This is a genomic window from Pseudomonas baetica (assembly GCF_019733355.1).
In the GTDB taxonomy this organism is placed as follows: Bacteria; Pseudomonadota; Gammaproteobacteria; order Pseudomonadales; family Pseudomonadaceae; genus Aquipseudomonas; species Aquipseudomonas baetica_A.
Map to the genome: position 1 here is coordinate 13107 of NZ_JAIHLQ010000018.1, position 14657 is coordinate 27763.

Below are 14657 nucleotides of genomic sequence, written 5' to 3' on the forward strand. Positions count from 1 at the left end.
TTACGGGAGACCACCATGCCGCGTTTCGCAGCCAACCTGTCCATGCTGTTCACCGAACAGGATTTCCTTGCCCGTTTCGACGCCGCCGCCAAGGCCGGTTTCAGTGGTGTGGAATATCTGTTTCCGTACGACTTCAGCTCCGCCGAAATCAAGGCAACACTGGAGGCCAACGGTCTGACCCAAGTGCTGTTCAACCTGCCGGCCGGTGATTGGGCCAAGGGCGAGCGCGGTATCGCGTGCCTGCCGGATCGGATCGAAGAATTCCGCGCCGGTGTCGACCTGGCGATTGCCTACGCGCAAGTGCTGGGCAACACCCAGGTCAACTGCCTGGCCGGTATCCGTCCGCAAGGCGTGGACGATGCCACCGTGGAAAAAACCTTCGTCGCCAACCTCAAGTACGCGGCCGACAAGCTGCAAGCGGCGGGTATCAAACTGGTGATGGAAGCGATCAACACCCGCGACATCCCAGGCTTCTACTTGAACAACACGGCGCAAGCCCTGTCGATTCGCGAGCAGGTCGGCAGCGCCAATCTGTTCCTGCAATACGACATCTATCACATGCAAATCATGGAAGGCGATCTGGCCCGCACCCTGCAATCGCACCTGGGCGAGATCAACCATGTGCAGCTCGCGGACAACCCGGGGCGCAACGAGCCAGGTACCGGTGAGATCAACTACCGCTTCCTGTTCGAGCACCTCGACCGCATCGGTTATCAGGGTTGGGTAGGTTGCGAGTACAAGCCGCTGACCAGCACTGAAGCAGGGCTCGGCTGGCTGAAAACCCACAACGCAATTTAAGAACAACGCAAAACCTGTGGCAGCGGGCTTGCTCGCGAATGCGGTGGTTCAGTCAACACGGATATTGAATGTTCCACCGCATTCGCGAGCAAGCCCGCTCCCACCCAATGCAACACCCCCAATTTGCTTGAGCAAGACAAAAACAAGAGGATTTTCTCATGGCTAAAATCGGATTTATCGGCACCGGCATCATGGGCCACCCAATGGCGGCGAACCTGCAGAAAGCCGGTCACAGCCTGTTCCTGTCGGCGCACCACGACCCCGCGCCTGCCGACCTGGTTGCCGCTGGCGCGGTCGCGCTGGCCAATCCGCGCGAAGTGGCTCAGGAAGCTGAGTTCATCATCGTCATGGTCCCGGATACCCCGCAGGTCGATGACGTGCTGTTCCGTGCTGACGGCGTTGCTGCCGGTATCGGCAAAGGCAAAGTCGTGATCGACATGAGCTCGATCTCGCCAACCGCTACCAAAGCGTTCGCGGCGAAGATCAATGAAAAAGGCGCGCAGTACCTCGACGCGCCTGTTTCCGGTGGTGAAGTCGGCGCCAAAGCCGCGACCCTGAGCATCATGATCGGTGGCGACGCCGATGCTTTCGAACGCGCACTGCCTCTGTTCCAGGCCATGGGCAAGAACATCACGCTGGTCGGCGGCAATGGCGACGGTCAGACCGCGAAAGTGGCGAACCAGATCATCGTGGCCCTGAACATCCAGGCCGTGGCAGAAGCCCTGCTGTTCGCTTCGAAAAACGGTGCCGATCCAGCCAAGGTGCGTGAAGCGCTGATGGGTGGTTTCGCCTCGTCCAAGATTCTCGAAGTACACGGCGAGCGCATGATCAAAGGCACCTTCGATCCAGGCTTCCGCATCAGCCTGCACCAGAAGGACCTGAACCTGGCCCTGCAAGGCGCCAAGGAGCTGAACATCAACCTGCCGAACACCGCCAACGCCCAGCAAGTGTTCAGCACCTGCGCGGCCATCGGTGGCAGCAACTGGGATCACTCGGCGCTGATCAAGGGCCTGGAACACATGGCCAACTTCTCGATCCGCGACAAAAAATAATCTGCGCCTCTGGCTCGCTCCCTGTGGGAGCGGGCTTGCCCGCGATGGCATCGACTCGGTTTTTCTGAAGGACCGCAGCGCCTGAATCGCTGGCAAGCCAGCTCCCACAGGGACCGGGTCGCTGCACCGTTGTCGCTCCACTCCAATAACAAGAATTCCGGGAGCCCGCCATGTCGGTCGATCCGCAACAACTGTTGCGCGAGCTGTTTGCCACAGCCATTGACGCGGCCCATCCGCAGCAAGTCCTCGAAGCCCATCTGCCTGCCGATCGCACCGGTCGGGTCATCGTCATCGGCGCCGGCAAAGCCGCCGCCGCCATGGCGCAAGTGGTCGAACGCTGCTGGCAGGGTGAAGTCTCTGGCCTGGTAGTGACTCGCTACGGTCACGGCGCCCCGTGCGAAAAAATCGAAGTGGTCGAAGCTGCGCATCCGGTGCCGGACGCCGCTGGCCTGGCCGTGGCCAAGCGTGTGCTGGATCTGGTCAGTAACCTGAGCGAAGACGACCGCGTGATCTTCCTGCTATCCGGTGGCGGCTCTGCCCTGCTCGCCTTGCCGGCCGAAGGCATCACCCTCGCTGACAAGCAATCCATCAACAAAGCCCTGCTCAAATCCGGCGCGACCATCGGCGAGATGAACTGTGTGCGCAAACACCTCTCGGCGATCAAGGGCGGCCGCCTGGGCAAGGCCTGTTGGCCCGCCACGGTTTATACCTACGCGATTTCCGATGTACCGGGTGACCTCGCCACGGTCATCGCCTCCGGCCCGACCGTGGCCGACCCCAGCACCTCGGCTGAAGCGCTGGCGATCATCAAGCGCTACGGCATCGAGATCCCGGCGTCGGTACGCACCTGGCTGCAAAGCCCTGAATCGGAGACCGTCAAACCCGGTGATCCGAGCCTGGCCCGCAGTCATTTCCAGTTGATCGCCCGTCCTCAGCAATCGCTGGACGCCGCAGCGGTGAAGTGCCGTCAGGCCGGTTTCAGTACGCTGATCCTCGGCGATCTGGAAGGTGAATCGCGCGAAGTGGCGAAAGTCCACGCCGGCATCGCTCGTCAGATCATCAACCACGGCCAGCCACTGGCGGCGCCGTGCGTGATCCTCTCCGGCGGTGAAACCACCGTGACCGTGCGCGGCAATGGCCGTGGCGGGCGCAACGCAGAATTCCTCCTGAGCCTGACCGATAGCCTCAAAGGCCTGCCCGGCGTCTACGCGCTGGCCGGTGACACCGATGGCATCGACGGCTCGGAAGACAACGCTGGCGCAATCATGACCCCGGACAGCTACGCCCGCTCCATCGCCCTGGGCTTGAGCGCCAGTGACGAGCTGGATAACAACAACGGCTACGGCTATTTCGAGGCGCTCGATGCGCTGATCGTCACCGAGCCGACCCGCACCAACGTCAACGACTTCCGCGCCATTCTGATTCTCGAGAACTCTAAATCATGACGCCTGATAAAAAGGTCAAAATCCTCGCCACCCTCGGGCCTGCTGTCGATGGGATCGAAGACATCCGCGAACTGGTCGAGGCCGGGGTGAATATCTTCCGCCTGAACTTCAGCCACGGCGACCACGCCGACCACGCCAAGCGCTATCAGTGGATCCGCGAAGTCGAGCGCCAGCTCAACTATCCGCTGGGCATTCTGATGGACCTGCAAGGGCCAAAACTGCGTGTCGGCAAATTCGCCGAGGGCAAGGTGCAGTTGCATCGCGGTCAGGCGTTGCGCCTCGACCTGGATGCCGCGCCGGGCGATGAGCGCCGGGTCAACCTGCCACATCCGGAAATCATCGAGGCGCTGGAAGCCGGCATGGATCTGCTGCTCGACGACGGCAAACTGCGTCTGCGCATGGTGACTAAATACGACGATGCGATCGACACCACCGTGCTCAATGGCGGCGAGCTGTCAGACCGCAAAGGCGTGAACGTGCCGCAAGCGGTGCTCGACCTCAGCCCGTTGACGGCCAAGGATCGCCGCGATTTGAGTTTTGGTCTGGAGTTGGGTGTGGATTGGGTGGCGCTGTCGTTCGTACAGCGCCCGCAAGACATCCTCGAAGCCCGCGCGCTGATCGGCGACAAAGCCTTCCTGATGGCGAAAATCGAGAAGCCTTCGGCCGTCGAGCAACTGCGCGAAATCGCCGAGTTGAGCGATGCGATCATGGTGGCTCGTGGCGACTTGGGCGTGGAAGTCCCTGCCGAGAGCGTGCCGCAGATCCAGAAAAACATCATCAGCACCTGCCGTGAACTCGGCAAACCGGTGGTGGTGGCAACGCAGATGCTTGAGTCGATGCGCTTCTCTGCGACGCCGACCCGCGCTGAAGTCACCGACGTCGCCAACGCCGTGGCAGAGGGTGCCGATGCGGTGATGCTGTCGGCGGAAACTGCGTCGGGGGAATACCCGCTGGAAGCCGTGCAGATGATGAGCAAGATCATCCGTCAGGTGGAAAACGGCCCGGATTATCAGACGCAACTCGACGTCAGCCGCCCCAAGGCTGAGGCGACTGTTTCCGATGCCATCAGTTGCGCGATCCGACGCATCAGCAACGTGCTGCCGGTGGCCGTGCTGGTCAATTACAGCGAGTCCGGTGCGTCGACGTTGCGTGCGGCGCGGGAACGGCCCAAAGCACCGATCCTCAATCTGACGCCGAACCTGCAAACCGCTCGCCGTTTGAGCGTGGCGTGGGGCATTCACTCGGTGGTCAACGATCGTCTGCGTCAGGTCGACGAAGTGTGCTCGACCGCGCTGGAAATCGCCCAGGCGCAAGGCATGGCCGAGCGAGGTGACACGCTGTTGATCACTGCCGGCGTGCCATTCGGGCAGCCGGGCTCTACCAACTCGCTGCGCATTGAGACGTTGATTTAGCGTCTCTACCGGCCTCATCGCCAGCAGGCTGGCTCCCACAGTTGATTTGTGTGCACCACAAACTCAATGACTGAACAAAGATTCAATGTGGGAGCCAGCCTGCTGGCGATCAGTTGGGGTCGCGCTCGACCGACTCGCTCCCTTTGACTTTTAGAACTGCCATGCCTGCCAACTCTTTCAACACCCACTGCCCCGACTGGGCCGAGGCTTTGCTCAACGGTTTCAGTCAAATATTCCTCCAGCGTCATCCGCTGTGCGGCCTGCTGTGCCTGCTGGCGATCCTGCTCACCGCCCCGGTGCTGTTTGCCGGCGCGCTGCTGGGTGCCATGGCCGGATTGCTCACCGCGCAACGACGCAACTATGCCAAGGCTGATCGCCAGGCCGGGCTGTTCAGCTACAACGGTGTGTTGCTCGGCCTGCTGCTGAGCCTGTATTTCCCGTGGTCGCCGATACTGCCGCCACTGATTCTCGCCGCCGGCGGGTTGAGTGCGATGGTTACGCAGCAGTGGCTCAAATATGTGTACCGCCGCCGATCCATGCCGGCCTACACCTCGCCGTTCGTGGGCATAAGTTGGGGGCTGCTTCTTTTCGCGGCGCCGTCCATGCCGATGCCTTCTGTTGAACTCAATAACGTGAACCTGCTCGCCGCCGAATTCAGAGGGTTGGGCCAGGTGATGTTTCTCGGTCATCCGCTGGCCGGTGCCTTGATCGCCATCGGATTGCTGATGGCTGATCGCCGGGCCTTTGCCTGGGCGCTGCTGGCGAGTGCGATTGGCCTCGGTTCGAGCCTGCTGCACCACGAAACCAATACCGCCCTGCTCGGCCTGGGCAGCTACAACGCCGTACTCGCCGCACTCGCCTTCAGCGCACAACGTCAACAACCGTGGCTGCCGTTGCTCGGCATCGTCCTCGCGCTGCTGGTGACACCCCTGTTTACCGCCGTCGGTCTGGCCACGCTGACCGCGCCATTCATTCTCGCCTGCTGGCTGATCCGCGCTGGCATCCAGATGCTCGGCAACGCGACTGTCAACAGCACGCCTTGCGCTCATGGGGAGAATCAACCTAGGCTGCGCTGATCTTCGATTCAGGCGTTACACATGGACAGCAGCAAGCGTTGGCGTGATCAGCTTTACGTAGTGATTTTTCAGACCGACACCACGGCTGGGCGGCGTTTCGACGGCATTTTGCTGTTGATCATCCTCGCCAGCCTGGTGATCGTGATGCTCGACAGCATCGACAGCGTTCACCGCAACTATGCCGATGCACTGGCGTACATCGAGTGGGGCTTCACCATTATCTTTCTCGGTGAGTACATCCTGCGCCTGTATTGCTCACCGAAGCCGCTGCGCTATGCCTTCAGTTTTTATGGGCTGGTGGACTTGCTGGCAATCGTGCCCGGCATCCTCGCCCTGTATTACAGCGATGCGCAGTATCTGCTGATCATCCGCATCATCAGGATGCTGCGGATTTTTCGCGTGCTCAAACTCAGCCCGTACCTCAAGCAAGCCAACTATCTGATGTCGGCGCTGCGCGGCAGCAAGCAGAAGATCGTGGTGTTTCTGGTCAGCGTCTGCACGCTGGTGACGGTGTTCGGTACGCTGATGTACGTGATCGAAGGCCCGGAACACGGCTTCACCAGCATTCCCAAAGGCATCTATTGGGCAATCGTGACGCTGACCACCGTGGGCTTCGGCGACATCGTGCCAACAACCCCGCTGGGCCAAGTGATTTCGTCGCTGGTGATGATCACCGGTTACTCGATCATCGCCGTGCCAACCGGGATTTTCACCGCCGAATTGGCCAATGCCATGCGCGGCGAACATCTGCAACACGATTGCCCGGTGTGCAAGAAGAACAGCCACGAACCCGACGCAGCTTTCTGCTCGCGCTGTGGCAATCAGTTGTTCAAGAAACTGGAATAAGCAAAGAGCTTTTTAATCTTTAAGCGACTATGCGTGCACCGTTATAGTCGGTGGCAAGTGGCCTCACCTTTGGCACAACACCCCCCACAGAACAAGGAATGCGCAGTGAAAAAACTCTTTGGCGCCTCACTTCTCGCCGCCGGTCTTGCGTTCGGTAGCGCGGCTCAAGCCGCACCGACCCTGCTGAACGTTTCCTACGACGTGATGCGCGATTTCTACAAGGACTACAACACTGCGTTCCAGAAACACTGGCAAGCCGAGCACAACGAAAACATCACCGTGCAGATGTCCTTCGGCGGTTCGAGCAAGCAAGCGCGCTCGGTGATCGATGGCCTGCCGGCCGACGTCATCACCATGAACATGGCCACCGACATCAACGCCCTGGCCGATCACGGCAAACTGGTGCCGGAGAACTGGGTCACCCGTCTGCCGAACAACAGCGCGCCGTTCACTTCCGCCACCGTGTTCATTGTGCGCAAAGGCAACCCGAAAGCCTTGAAAGACTGGCCGGACCTGCTCAAGGAAGGCGTGCAGGTGATCGTGCCAAACCCGAAAACCTCGGGTAACGGCCGCTACACCTATCTCTCGGCCTGGGGCTACGTGCTGAAGAACGGCGGTGACGAGAGCAAGGCCAAAGACTTCGTCGGCAAACTGTTCAAGCAAGCGCCAGTGCTCGATACCGGCGGCCGCGCCGCAACCACCACGTTCATGACCAACCAGATCGGCGACGTGCTGGTGACCTTCGAAAACGAAGCGGAAATGATCGCCCGCGAGTTTGGTCGTGATCAGTTTGAAGTGATTTACCCAAGCGTCTCCGCCGAAGCCGAGCCACCGGTGTCGGTGGTCGACAAAGTCGTCGACAAGAAAGGTTCGCGCGCAGCGGCTGATGAGTACCTGAAATACCTGTGGTCGCCGCAAGGTCAGGAGATCGCTGCGGCCAACTACCTGCGTCCGCGTGATCCGGCGGTGCTGGCCAAATACACCGACCGTTTCCCGAAAGTCGACTTCTTGTCGGTGGAGAAAACCTTTGGTGACTGGCGCACCGTGCAGAAGACCCACTTCAATGATGGTGGGGTGTTTGATCAGATCTACAGCCAGTAATAATTAAGCGGCTCTATGAAAAGGCGATCTCAACAGATCGCCTTTTTCGTGAGATTTTGAAATCACCACAATTGCCCCTATGACGAACAGTAAAACGCAGTGGTAAACGTAAGCACGCTATCGAAGAAGATGTAAGTGAATGTATCATCGACGCTCAACGGTCGGACGCAAGGTTCACCGAGGTGATGATCACCTGACTGCAGTCATTCATTCCTCCAAGGAATAACTGATATCAACCTAAGGCTTCTTTTGCCAATACGGTTTGTCCCATAGCCTCACCGCATTCCCTTTCGCTGGATCGAGAAATCTTATGACCACCGCCACTCACACAATGACCCGAGGCATGGTGCTGCTGTTCGCCTTCTGCTGCGGCGCCATCGTTGCCAACATCTATTACGCCCAGCCGATCATCGGCCTGATTGCGCCGGACATCGGCCTCTCCGACACCATGGCCAGTTTCATCGTCTCGCTGACGCAGATCGGCTATGCGCTGGGCCTGTTCTTTCTGGTGCCGCTGGGCGATCTGCTGGAAAACCGTCGGTTGATGATCATCACAACGGTGGTGGCGATTGCCAGCCTGCTCGGCGCCGCATTTACCGATCAGCCCAACGTGTTTCTGCTGATCTCGCTGCTCGTGGGTTTCAGTTCGGTGTCGGTGCAGATCCTGATTCCGCTGGCCGCGCATCTGGCGCCGGAAGAGTCCCGTGGCCGAGTGGTCGGCGGGATCATGGGCGGGCTGCTGCTGGGTATCCTGCTGGCGCGGCCGGTGTCGAGCGTGGTTGCAGACCATTTCGGCTGGCGGGCGATGTTCATGATTGCCGCCGCATTGATGGCGGCGATCAGCGTGGTGCTGGCACTGACCGTGCCCAAGCGCCAACCGGATCACAGCGCCACTTACGGGCAACTGCTCGGTTCGCTGTGGACGCTGCTGCGCCAACAACCGGTGCTGCGTCAGCGCGCGTTTTATCAGGGGTGCATGTTTGCCACGTTCAGCCTGTTCTGGACAGCGGTGCCACTTGAGCTGGCGCGCAACCACGGCCTGTCGCAAAGCGAGATCGCGATCTTCGCCCTGGTTGGCGCCATCGGTGCCATCGCCGCCCCCATCAGCGGACGCCTGGCCGACGCCGGCCACACCCGCATCGCCTCGCTGCTGGCCATGTTGTTCGCCAGCCTGAGCTTCCTGCCGGCATTCATCCACCCGGCCTACAGCGTGATCGGTTTGGCCGTGACCGGCGTGGTGCTTGATTTCTGCGTACAGATGAACATGGTGCTTGGCCAACGTGCGGTCTACTCGTTGGACGCGAAAAGCCGTGGTCGCCTGAACGCGCTGTACATGACCAGCATCTTCATCGGCGGCGCCTTCGGCTCGTCGGTCGCCAGCGCGGTGTTCGAGCATGGCGGCTGGTTGTGGATCGTGATTGTTGGCAGTGCGTTTCCATTGTTGGCGTTGTTGCGTTTTTTGGGTGCATCGCAACGGCGATCGCTGGCGACTGCGTAACACGTAAAAAGCATCGCAGACCAACTGGCCCGCGATGCTTTTCAATACCTGACCAGCTTCTCCATCGCCGCATCCGCCAGAAAGGAGGAGCGGCTTTTGACGTTGTGTTCGCGCACATAGCGGTCGATTCGCTGAATCACATAACCGGGCAGGGTCACGTTGACCTTCTCGGTCTTGCCCAGGTATGGCGAGATATCCAGCTCCAGCATGCCCCAGCCCATCCCGGCGAACTCCGGATTGTTGCGATGCGCCGCAGCAGAGGTCGGCATCGGAATCGCCTCTCCGTCCGCCGCAATCTCCTGCAACATGATGTGGGCGATTTCAACGGCTGCATTGTAGGCATCTTCAAAGCTATCCCCTGCCGTCACGGCGCCGGGAATATCGGGGATCTGAATACCGATGGCGGTGTTCTCATCGCCCCACTCGATGCAGATTGGATATTGCATTATGGATCTCCTTCGAAACTGGCTGGCGGGTTGTACAACCCGGCACGCCTCCTGATGCTTTTGACCGTCCCCAACGGCAAATCCTTTTTCGGGTGAGGAACGGGAATCGTGTATGGGTTGTAGCGGTGCCTGAAGAGGTGATGACTGCCGGTAATCCTGTCCAGCGTCCAACCCGCCTCCTCCAGCTCCTTGATCAATAACCTGCTCTGCACCAACCGCCTCCTTGCCCTGGCCCATTAAAAGTAACCCTAGAGTTATCTTTACTCAAGCACAGAAATCCAAAGAGCGACGTCCGGTTGTTTTACAGAGTGTGATTGATTGCAGCCACAGACAGCAAAACGGCGATCCGAGGATCGCCGTTTTCGTTACTGCCCGAACTGCTTGCCCAGCCCCGGTGGCACGCCGTGGATGTCGGTGTCTTCCCATGGACCGTTGGGACTGATCGAGCGACTCCAGCCGTTGTTCCAGCGATAGTAGGTGCGCTGGCGGTAGAACGTGTTGGACTGGTCGTCGAGCACATAAACGCCGAGTTTCTGATCCCAATGGCTGTTGCCGCCCGGTGGCGGGGCGAAGCTGGCCGAGGTGCGCGGGACAGGTTTTGCCGGTTTGGCCGGAATACTTTTGCCCGGTATCGGCGAGGTCGAAGGGGTCGGGCTGGGTTGTGACGGCGGAATCGGCGGCAGGTGGGTGGTCCGTTCCGGTCGTTGCACCGCACATGCACTCAAGCCCAGGGCCAATGTGAGAACCGTGATTCGGGCGATGGTGTGCATGGCGGTGCTTTCCTGTGTTGCCCGGTCACTTGTCCGGGCTGTCGATGGTCAGTTTTTGTAGCGCAGTGGTGCTGCTGGCCAGAGGGCCGCTGCGGCCAACCCACTCACCGGCGGTCGGCTGACCGGCACGGGAGATGCGCGCAACCAGTTGGACTTCTGGAAAGTTCGACAGTTTCAACTGCGGCATCATGGCGTCGACATCGCCCAGTTCGACCGTTACCGGCAGATCGGCCACGGTCAGGCGCTTGGCCGCCAGCGGTGCCGGTGGCCCGGACGTGGCGCGGGCGAAAATGAACACGCTGTCGCCCGGTTGCACCTTGTCTTTGAGTTCATTAGCCACATCGACGCGAACCTTAAGCCGTGCGGCGGGCTTGGCAGCCGGTGCCTGGGCGACCTTGCCGCCGCTGGCTTGCAGGCGCTCGGTGGCACGTTCGATCCCGCCTTGCAGCGCTTCGCGGGATTTGTCGCTCGCTGGCAATTGCGCCAGCAAACGGTTCCAGTAGTCGATGGCCTCCTGATAACGCTCGCCTTCGAACGCGGCGATGCCGAGCAGACCAAGGCTGGTGACTTCCTTTGGATCGGCCTTCAGCGCTTCATCGGTCAGGGCCTGGATCTTGCTCGACCATTTTTTGCCATCGGCGAAATACTGCGCCTGCGCCCACTGGCCGAGCAGCTCCGGTTGGCGACCAGCGAGATTGGCGGCACGTTCAAACATCTTCGCCGCGTCCGCCGGACGCTCCTGAGCCATGTAGGTACGACCCAGGAAATACAGGCCTTCAGCAGAATCCGGTTGTGCCGCAACGGCACGTTCCAGACGCAGGGTCATTTCTTCCATCGACTGCGGTGCCTGGGCGAATTCGCGGGTCAGTTCGACCTTGTCGGCGGCGCCGAAGTGCAGGTACAGGGCCAAACCCAACACCGGCACCAACACGGCAGCCAGCAGCGGCAACGGTTTACCCAATTTCGAGACACGCGGGGCGGTAACGCCTTCGGTGTCGGCGAGCAATTCACGCGCGGCTTCGGCGCGGCCGCTGTCCATTTGCGCGGCATCCAGCACACCTTCGGCCTGCTGCGATTGCAACTCGGCGACACGTTCCTGATACAACGCAACGTTGAGGGCAGTACGATCCTCTTCACGCTGGGCGCGGCGTTCACGCAATACGGGGATCAGCAGAAAACTCAGGGCGACCAGAAGCAACAGCCCTGCGGCAAGCCAGAAATCAATCATTCTTGGTTTTTATCCAACAGTTGGTCGAGGCGCTGACGCTCTTCGGTAGACAGCGATTGCGGGGTGTCGGCGCGTTGTGCGCGACGTCGGCGGACGATCACCGCGATCACCACGAAACCACCGAGCAGCAGGCCAGCCGGGCCGAACCACAGCAGCGCGGTCTTGGCGTTGAGTGCGGGTTTATAGCGGACGAAATCGCCGTAGCGATCCACCATGAAATCGATGATCTGCTGGTTGTCCTTGCCCTCGCCGAGCATGCGGAAAATCTCTTTGCGCAGGTCAGCGGCAATCGGTGCATTGGAATCGGCGATGTCCTGGTTCTGGCATTTGGGGCAGCGCAGTTCCTTGGTAAGCTCGCGGAAACGCTCGCGATCACCTTCCTTGGCGAACTCGTAGGTGTCGATCGCGGCATGGGCCACACCGACCAGGCTCAAGCCCAACACAATAGCCGCTAAAAAACGCTTCATGGCTTGGCCTCATCGACCAGCGCCTGATACTTGGCCGCGAGTTTTTCGCGCCAGACCTGTTCGTCGATCACGCCGACGTACTTGTCGCGAATGATGCCCTTGGCGTCGATGAAGAAGGTTTCCGGCGCGCCGTAGACACCGAGGTTCAGCCCCAGCGAACCTTCGTCATCGCGGATATCGAGCACGTACGGGTTATGGAATTCGGCCAGCCACTTCAAGGCATCGGCGTTGACGTCTTTGTAGTTGATGCCGTAGATCACCACACCGCGCTCGGCCAGTTTGTTCAGCACCGGGTGCTCGACCCGGCAGGAAATGCACCAAGTGCCCCAGACGTTTACAAGGGCGGGTTTGCCGAGAATGTCAGCCTTGGTCAGGGTCTTGTCGCCCTGCACGCTCGGCAGGGAAAACTCCGGGAACGGCTTGTTGATCATCGCCGACGGCAGCTCCGCCGGATCGAGGTACAGACCGCGATACAGAAACACCGCCACCAGCAGGAAAATCGCCAGTGGCACCAGCATCAACCAACGTCTCATGCAGCCGCTCCCGTCATGCCCAGTGCTTCACGCACTTTGGATTTCACCTTGACCCGATAACGTCGATCCAGCGCCGCCAGCAACCCGCCGAAACCGGTCAGCAAGCCACCGAACCAGATCCAACGCACGAACGGTTTGACATGCACACGTACAGCCCAGGCGCCGTTTTCCAGAGGTTCACCGAGGGCGACGTAGAGGTCACGGGTGAAGCCGGCGTCGATCCCGGCTTCAGTCATCACCGAGTTCTGCACGGTGTACAGACGTTTTTCCGGGTGCAGCACACTGATTTCCTTGCCATCACGGATCACCCGAATGGTGCCCTTGTCGGAAGTGAAGTTCGGCCCTTCGAAGTGCTTGGCGCCTTCGAACACAAACTGATAACCGGCCAGGGACATCGACTCGCCCGGCGCCAGACGCAGGTCACGTTCGGCACTGTTCTGGCTCGACAACACCACGCCCAGCGCGCAAACGGCGATGCCGAAGTGGGCGATCTGCATGCCCCAATAACTGCGAGTCAGGGTGGGCAGACCTTTGATCAGACCTTTGTGACGAGTCTTGTCGAAAATGTCACGCACACCGGCAAGCAACACCCACGCGGCGAGCAGGAAGGTCGCGATAACGGCCCAGTTGAAATCGCCGTAAGCGACACCGGCGACCACCGCCAGCGCGACGCTGCCCAGCAACACCGGGATCAGCATGCTTGCCAGCCATTTCACCGGGGTGTCTTTCCAACGGACGATCACGCCAACCGCCATCACCATCATCAACAACGCCATCAACGGAATGAACAACGCGTTGAAGTACGGCGGGCCGACTGACAGTTTGGCGCCGCTGATGGCATCAAGAATCAGCGGGTACAACGTGCCGAGCAGAATCATCGACGCCGCCACCACCAACACCAGGTTGTTGCCCAGCAGCAGGGTTTCCCGCGACCACAGGTTGAAGCCGACCTGGCTTTTCACCACTGGAGCGCGCAAGGCGAACAGCGTCAGCGAGCCGCCGACCACAAACAGCAGGAAGATCAGGATGAACACACCGCGCTCGGGATCAGAGGCAAATGCGTGTACCGAGGTCAACACGCCGGAACGTACAAGGAACGTACCGAGCAGGCTTAGCGAAAATGCGGCAATCGCCAGCAACACGGTCCAGCTCTTGAACACACCACGTTTTTCCGTGACCGCCAGCGAGTGAATCAGCGCCGTACCGACCAGCCAGGGCATGAACGAGGCGTTTTCCACCGGATCCCAGAACCACCAGCCGCCCCAGCCGAGTTCGTAGTAAGCCCACCACGAACCGAGCGTGATGCCGATGCCGAGGAAGGCCCAGGCGACGATGGTCCATGGCCGCGACCAACGCGCCCACGCGGCATCGAGACGCCCCCCCAGCAGTGCGGCGATGGCGAAGGCAAAGGCTACCGAGAAACCGACATACCCCATGTACAGCATCGGCGGATGGACGATCAGGCCAATGTCTTGCAGCAATGGATTGAGGTCGCGACCGTCCGCCGGAATTTGCGGCAGGATGCGCGAGAACGGGTTCGACGTCAGGATCAGAAACAGCAGGAAACCGGTGCTGATCATGCCCATCACCGCCAATACGCGGGCGAGCATGACTTGTGGCAACTGGCGGGAAAATACCGACACGGCGAAGGTCCAGCCGCCTAGGATCAGCGCCCACAACAGCAACGAACCTTCGTGGGCGCCCCACACGGCGCTGAATTTGTAGTACCACGGCAAGGCGCTGTTGGAGTTCATCGCGACGTAGGCCACGGAGAAGTCGTCGGTCATGAAGGCGTAGGTCAGGCAGCCGAAGGCAAACACCAGAAACGCGAACTGACCCCACGCCGCCGGTTGGGCCAGGCCCATCCACAAACGGTCGCCGCGCCAGGCACCGAACAGCGGCACCACGGCCTGCACCAGCGCAAAACACAGCGCCAGAATCATCGCCAGATGACCCAACTCAGGAATAAAAATCGCCGAAGTCAT

At 60.3% G+C, this 14657-nt stretch carries 15 protein-coding genes; 8 read left to right on the forward strand and 7 right to left on the reverse strand.

The features are described from left to right. Positions 1 to 15: 15 nt before the first annotated feature. From hyi to K5E40_RS17655, 8 genes are all read left to right on the forward strand, one after another. Positions 16 to 798, forward strand: coding sequence for a hydroxypyruvate isomerase (gene hyi / locus K5E40_RS17620; protein WP_221731933.1), 783 nt, complete (start codon positions 16 to 18; stop codon positions 796 to 798). Positions 799 to 956: 158 nt separating this feature from the next. Then, complete coding sequence (locus tag K5E40_RS17625) at positions 957 to 1850, forward strand: 2-hydroxy-3-oxopropionate reductase (protein ID WP_221731934.1); 894 nt, start codon at positions 957 to 959, stop codon at positions 1848 to 1850. Between the two features lie 170 nt (positions 1851 to 2020). After that, a complete protein-coding gene (locus tag K5E40_RS17630; protein ID WP_221731935.1) occupies positions 2021 to 3295 on the forward strand; it encodes a glycerate kinase in 1275 nt (424 codons plus the stop codon). After that, the gene (gene pyk, locus K5E40_RS17635; RefSeq protein ID WP_221731936.1) at positions 3292 to 4707 is read left to right on the forward strand and encodes a pyruvate kinase; all 1416 of its coding nucleotides are present in this window, start codon (positions 3292 to 3294) and stop codon (positions 4705 to 4707) included. Before K5E40_RS17630 ends, pyk begins: the two co-directional genes overlap by 4 nt. Positions 4708 to 4868: 161 nt before the next feature. Then, a complete protein-coding gene (locus K5E40_RS17640) occupies positions 4869 to 5783 on the forward strand; it encodes an urea transporter (protein ID WP_221731937.1) in 915 nt (304 codons plus the stop codon). A 21-nt stretch (positions 5784 to 5804) separates the two neighbouring features. Continuing rightward, positions 5805 to 6629 (forward strand): ion transporter, encoded by an 825-nt coding sequence (locus tag K5E40_RS17645; RefSeq protein ID WP_221731938.1) that lies wholly within the window; start codon positions 5805 to 5807, stop codon positions 6627 to 6629. Positions 6630 to 6734: 105 nt separating this feature from the next. Continuing rightward, entirely contained in the window at positions 6735 to 7730 is a 996-nt protein-coding gene (locus K5E40_RS17650) for a sulfate ABC transporter substrate-binding protein (RefSeq protein WP_221731939.1), read from the forward strand. A gap of 310 nt (positions 7731 to 8040) precedes the next feature. Further along, a complete protein-coding gene (locus tag K5E40_RS17655; protein ID WP_221731940.1) occupies positions 8041 to 9228 on the forward strand; it encodes an MFS transporter in 1188 nt (395 codons plus the stop codon). 41 nt (positions 9229 to 9269) lie between these two features. On the opposite strand, the gene K5E40_RS17660 is transcribed toward K5E40_RS17655, so the two are convergent. The 7 genes from K5E40_RS17660 to K5E40_RS17690 form a co-directional block, all read right to left on the reverse strand. Continuing rightward, positions 9270 to 9674, reverse strand: a complete 405-nt coding sequence (locus K5E40_RS17660) for a type II toxin-antitoxin system HicB family antitoxin (RefSeq protein WP_221731941.1) — start codon at positions 9672 to 9674, stop codon at positions 9270 to 9272. Then, entirely contained in the window at positions 9674 to 9886 is a 213-nt protein-coding gene (locus K5E40_RS17665; RefSeq protein WP_221731942.1) for a type II toxin-antitoxin system HicA family toxin, read from the reverse strand. Before K5E40_RS17665 ends, K5E40_RS17660 begins: the two co-directional genes overlap by 1 nt. Before the next feature lie 153 nt (positions 9887 to 10039). Beyond that, a complete protein-coding gene (locus tag K5E40_RS17670; RefSeq protein WP_221731943.1) occupies positions 10040 to 10444 on the reverse strand; it encodes a hypothetical protein in 405 nt (134 codons plus the stop codon). Positions 10445 to 10469: 25 nt separating this feature from the next. Further along, positions 10470 to 11672 (reverse strand): c-type cytochrome biogenesis protein CcmI, encoded by a 1203-nt coding sequence (gene ccmI, locus K5E40_RS17675; RefSeq protein WP_221731944.1) that lies wholly within the window; start codon positions 11670 to 11672, stop codon positions 10470 to 10472. Next, entirely contained in the window at positions 11669 to 12139 is a 471-nt protein-coding gene (locus K5E40_RS17680) for a cytochrome c-type biogenesis protein (protein WP_221731945.1), read from the reverse strand. The genes ccmI and K5E40_RS17680 overlap by 4 nt, the downstream gene beginning before the upstream one ends. Further along, positions 12136 to 12672 carry a DsbE family thiol:disulfide interchange protein gene (locus K5E40_RS17685; protein ID WP_221731946.1) on the reverse strand — a complete coding sequence of 179 codons (537 nt, stop codon included), beginning with the start codon at positions 12670 to 12672 and terminating at the stop codon, positions 12136 to 12138. Before K5E40_RS17685 ends, K5E40_RS17680 begins: the two co-directional genes overlap by 4 nt. Further along, the gene (locus tag K5E40_RS17690; RefSeq protein ID WP_221731947.1) at positions 12669 to 14657 is read right to left on the reverse strand and encodes a heme lyase CcmF/NrfE family subunit; all 1989 of its coding nucleotides are present in this window, start codon (positions 14655 to 14657) and stop codon (positions 12669 to 12671) included. The genes K5E40_RS17685 and K5E40_RS17690 overlap by 4 nt, the downstream gene beginning before the upstream one ends.

Bases quoted from the DNA above. Each gene is read 5' to 3' on its own strand.
- hyi (WP_221731933.1), top strand. From the start codon at position 16: ATGCCGCGTTTCGCAGCCAACCTGTCCATGCTGTTCACCGAACAGGAT.
- K5E40_RS17625 (WP_221731934.1), top strand. From the start codon at position 957: ATGGCTAAAATCGGATTTATCGGCACCGGCATCATGGGCCACCCAATG.
- K5E40_RS17630 (WP_221731935.1), top strand. From the start codon at position 2,021: ATGTCGGTCGATCCGCAACAACTGTTGCGCGAGCTGTTTGCCACAGCC.
- pyk (WP_221731936.1), top strand. From the start codon at position 3,292: ATGACGCCTGATAAAAAGGTCAAAATCCTCGCCACCCTCGGGCCTGCT.
- K5E40_RS17640 (WP_221731937.1), top strand. From the start codon at position 4,869: ATGCCTGCCAACTCTTTCAACACCCACTGCCCCGACTGGGCCGAGGCT.
- K5E40_RS17645 (WP_221731938.1), top strand. From the start codon at position 5,805: ATGGACAGCAGCAAGCGTTGGCGTGATCAGCTTTACGTAGTGATTTTT.
- K5E40_RS17655 (WP_221731940.1), top strand. From the start codon at position 8,041: ATGACCACCGCCACTCACACAATGACCCGAGGCATGGTGCTGCTGTTC.
- K5E40_RS17660 (WP_221731941.1), bottom strand. From the start codon at position 9,674: ATGCAATATCCAATCTGCATCGAGTGGGGCGATGAGAACACCGCCATC.
- K5E40_RS17670 (WP_221731943.1), bottom strand. From the start codon at position 10,444: ATGCACACCATCGCCCGAATCACGGTTCTCACATTGGCCCTGGGCTTG.
- ccmI (WP_221731944.1), bottom strand. From the start codon at position 11,672: ATGATTGATTTCTGGCTTGCCGCAGGGCTGTTGCTTCTGGTCGCCCTG.
- K5E40_RS17680 (WP_221731945.1), bottom strand. From the start codon at position 12,139: ATGAAGCGTTTTTTAGCGGCTATTGTGTTGGGCTTGAGCCTGGTCGGT.
- K5E40_RS17685 (WP_221731946.1), bottom strand. From the start codon at position 12,672: ATGAGACGTTGGTTGATGCTGGTGCCACTGGCGATTTTCCTGCTGGTG.
- K5E40_RS17690 (WP_221731947.1), bottom strand. From the start codon at position 14,657: ATGACTTCGGCGATTTTTATTCCTGAGTTGGGTCATCTGGCGATGATT.